Annotated in this window: 3 protein-coding genes; all 3 read left to right on the top strand. The window is 66.3% G+C overall.

The features are described 5' to 3' along the window. Nucleotides 1–95: 95 nt before the first annotated feature. Genes rsmA through L0G76_RS15510 form a run of 3 tightly spaced genes read left to right on the top strand, consistent with a single transcriptional unit; the run spans nucleotide 96 to nucleotide 2,655 of the window. Complete coding sequence (gene rsmA, locus L0G76_RS15520) at nucleotides 96–992, top strand: 16S rRNA (adenine(1518)-N(6)/adenine(1519)-N(6))-dimethyltransferase RsmA (protein ID WP_304358038.1); 897 nt, start codon at nucleotides 96–98, stop codon at nucleotides 990–992. Next, nucleotides 989–1,939 carry a 4-(cytidine 5'-diphospho)-2-C-methyl-D-erythritol kinase gene (locus L0G76_RS15515; protein ID WP_304358037.1) on the top strand — a complete coding sequence of 317 codons (951 nt, stop codon included), beginning with the start codon at nucleotides 989–991 and terminating at the stop codon, nucleotides 1,937–1,939. Before rsmA ends, L0G76_RS15515 begins: the two co-directional genes overlap by 4 nt. Continuing rightward, nucleotides 1,939–2,655, top strand: a complete 717-nt coding sequence (locus tag L0G76_RS15510) for a FadR/GntR family transcriptional regulator (protein ID WP_304358036.1) — start codon at nucleotides 1,939–1,941, stop codon at nucleotides 2,653–2,655. Before L0G76_RS15515 ends, L0G76_RS15510 begins: the two co-directional genes overlap by 1 nt. The last annotated feature ends 7 nt before the right edge of the window (nucleotides 2,656–2,662 follow it).

Here is a 2,662-nt window from a genome sequence, read left to right as displayed (position 1 = left end):
CGTCTTCTGACTGACGAAGTTGCAGAGGTATAAGGAAATGGCGATGGGGCCGTTCGGTGATTGTGCCTGCGAACGAGTGCTGTAAGTTGTTGGCTGTGACGTTATTGACCGCACGCGACATTCGCGAAATCGCCGCTGACATTGGTCTGCGCCCGACGAAGCAGAAGGGGCAGAACTTCGTCATCGACCCCAATACCGTGCGCTCGATCGTCACAGCCGCGAAGCTTGAGGGTCGCAGCAGCGTCGTTGAGATCGGCCCGGGTCTGGGATCGCTGACCCTGGGTCTGTTGGAAGCCGGCCATCATGTCACCGCCGTTGAGATCGACGAAGTCCTGGCCGCCCGCCTGCCTGCAACCGTTGCGAAACACGGGAGCGCCGCAGCCGCCGAGTCCGCGAACTTCGAGCTCGTCAATGCCGACGCCCTCAGTCTCACCGAACTGCCGACGGCTCCCGACGCCTTGGTCGCGAACCTGCCCTATAACGTTGCGGTCCCGGTGCTGCTGCATTTCCTCGAGATCTTCCCGAGCCTCAAGTCCGTGCTCGTCATGGTCCAACTCGAGGTCGCCGAACGCCTCGCCGCCGGCCCGGGATCCCGCACCTACGGTGTGCCCAGCGTCAAGGCCCAGTGGTATGGAGACGTCATACTGGCCGGACGCATCGGCAAGAACGTGTTCTGGCCGGCTCCGAACATCGATTCCGGGCTCGTCCACATCGACGTGAGCCGCACCCACCGCGACCCGGACGAACGCCGTCGCCTGTTCAGCGTTGTCGACGCGGCCTTCGCTCAACGTCGCAAGACCCTGCGCGCAGCACTGTCGACCTGGGCCGGCAGCCCCCAACGGGCCGAGGAACTCCTGCGTGCTGCAGGCATCGATCCCAAGGCACGCGGTGAGGCCCTGGGCGTGGCCGACTTCGAACGCCTCGCTGCAGCCCAGGGTGACGCCGCCGCAGCCCAGGTCGACACCGCCAACCAGGAAAGCCCACAGTCATGAGCGCGCAGCTGCACTCACGTCCCCACACCCTGACACCGGTGAAGGTGAAGGCACCGGGCAAAATCAACGTCCACCTCGGCGTGGGAGGTGCCGGCGACGATGGTTACCACGAACTCGCGACCGTGTTCCAGGCACTCAACCTCCATGAAACCCTGACACTCATCCCCGGTGGCAGCGCCTCGATCGTCGTCGGAGGCCGGTATGCCGATGCGGATGTGCCCCAGGACGAGTCGAACTTCGCCCGCAAAGCCGTCAACCTCCTCATCGCAGCCCTCGAAGACGACCGCGACGTCGATGTGCTGCGCGATCTCGACATCGTCATCGACAAACAGGTGCCCGTCGCCGGCGGCATGGGCGGCGGATCGGCCGATGCCGCCGCCGCGCTGTGCGGTGCCGCCCACCTCATCGGGGGAGTCGACGAGTCGATCCTCCACGACTGCGCGGTCGCCGTGGGTGCCGATGTCGCCTTCCTCCTCCGCGGGGGAACGGCCATCGGTCACGGACGCGGGGAGAAACTCAGCCCCGTCCTCACCCGCGGATCATTCCACTGGGTCATGGCCACCTCGGCGAGGCAGCTCTCGACACCGGCCATCTACTCACGATTCGACGAACTCACACCAGATCCCGAACCTGCCGTCGTGCCCGACGAGGTCCTCACGGCGCTCGCCGCTGGTGACCCGGATACATTGGCGACGGCGGCCGCCAACGACCTCACCGATGCTGCGATATCGGCCATGCCCGAACTCGCCGAGGTGATGGAGGCCGGACGTGACGCCGGTGCACTCCTGCCGCTGCTCAGCGGCTCGGGCCCGACGATCGGCTTCCTCGCCCGCGACGCCCGCCACGCACTCGACCTCGCGGTCCTGCTGCAGGCCACACGCGGAGTCAAGGAAGCGCTGCGGACCACGGGCCCGGCCCCCGGCGCCCACATCGTCGACCAGCTCTGATGGCCGGCGGCAACCTCCACGAGAGCCTGCTCAACTCGGTCGGGACAGACATCGTCACCGGCGCCCTGGCGGCGGGAACGGTCATCCGGGCCGAAGAGCTGCGCGTGCGCTATGAGGTCTCGCTGTCCGTGGTGCGTGAAGTGGTGCGAGTCCTGGAGTCCCTGGGGATGGTCAAGCCGATCCGTCGCCTGGGCCTGGTGATTCTGTCCATGGAGGAATGGACGATACTCGACCCACTGGTCGTGCGGTGGCGAATGGCCGCAACCCCGGCCCTGCAGCTGCGCTCGCTGACTGAGCTGAGAGTCGCCATCGAACCGCAGGCCGCGTACCTCGCGGCCGTCCATGCCTCAGCCGACGTGGCCGAGGAGGTCATGCGTTTGGCCGCCAGAATGCGCGCCAGCGGGCGCAAGGGTGATGTTGAGGCGGTGCTGGAGGTCGACATCGCCTACCATCGCGCAGTCCTGAGAGCCGGTGGCAACGAACTCTTCGCCTCCTTCGACACAGCCGTCGCCGAGATCCTGCGCGGGCGCACGCACGCCGGTCTGATGCCGAAGTTCCCTCATCCGGATGCGCTGCAATGGCACTTCGATGTCGCCGATGCCATCGGCAACGGGGACCCCGAGCGCTCCCATGCTGCGATGACGAAGATCATGACGCGCGCATTCACAGAGATGGAAGACGCCTGGGAAGGCCAGCCCCGCCTCAGAACGTACTGATCAGAAG

Source organism: Brevibacterium picturae (assembly GCF_030453725.1).
Taxonomy (GTDB): domain Bacteria; phylum Actinomycetota; class Actinomycetes; order Actinomycetales; family Brevibacteriaceae; genus Brevibacterium; species Brevibacterium sandarakinum_A.
This window is presented reverse-complemented; position numbering and strand designations above follow the sequence as displayed.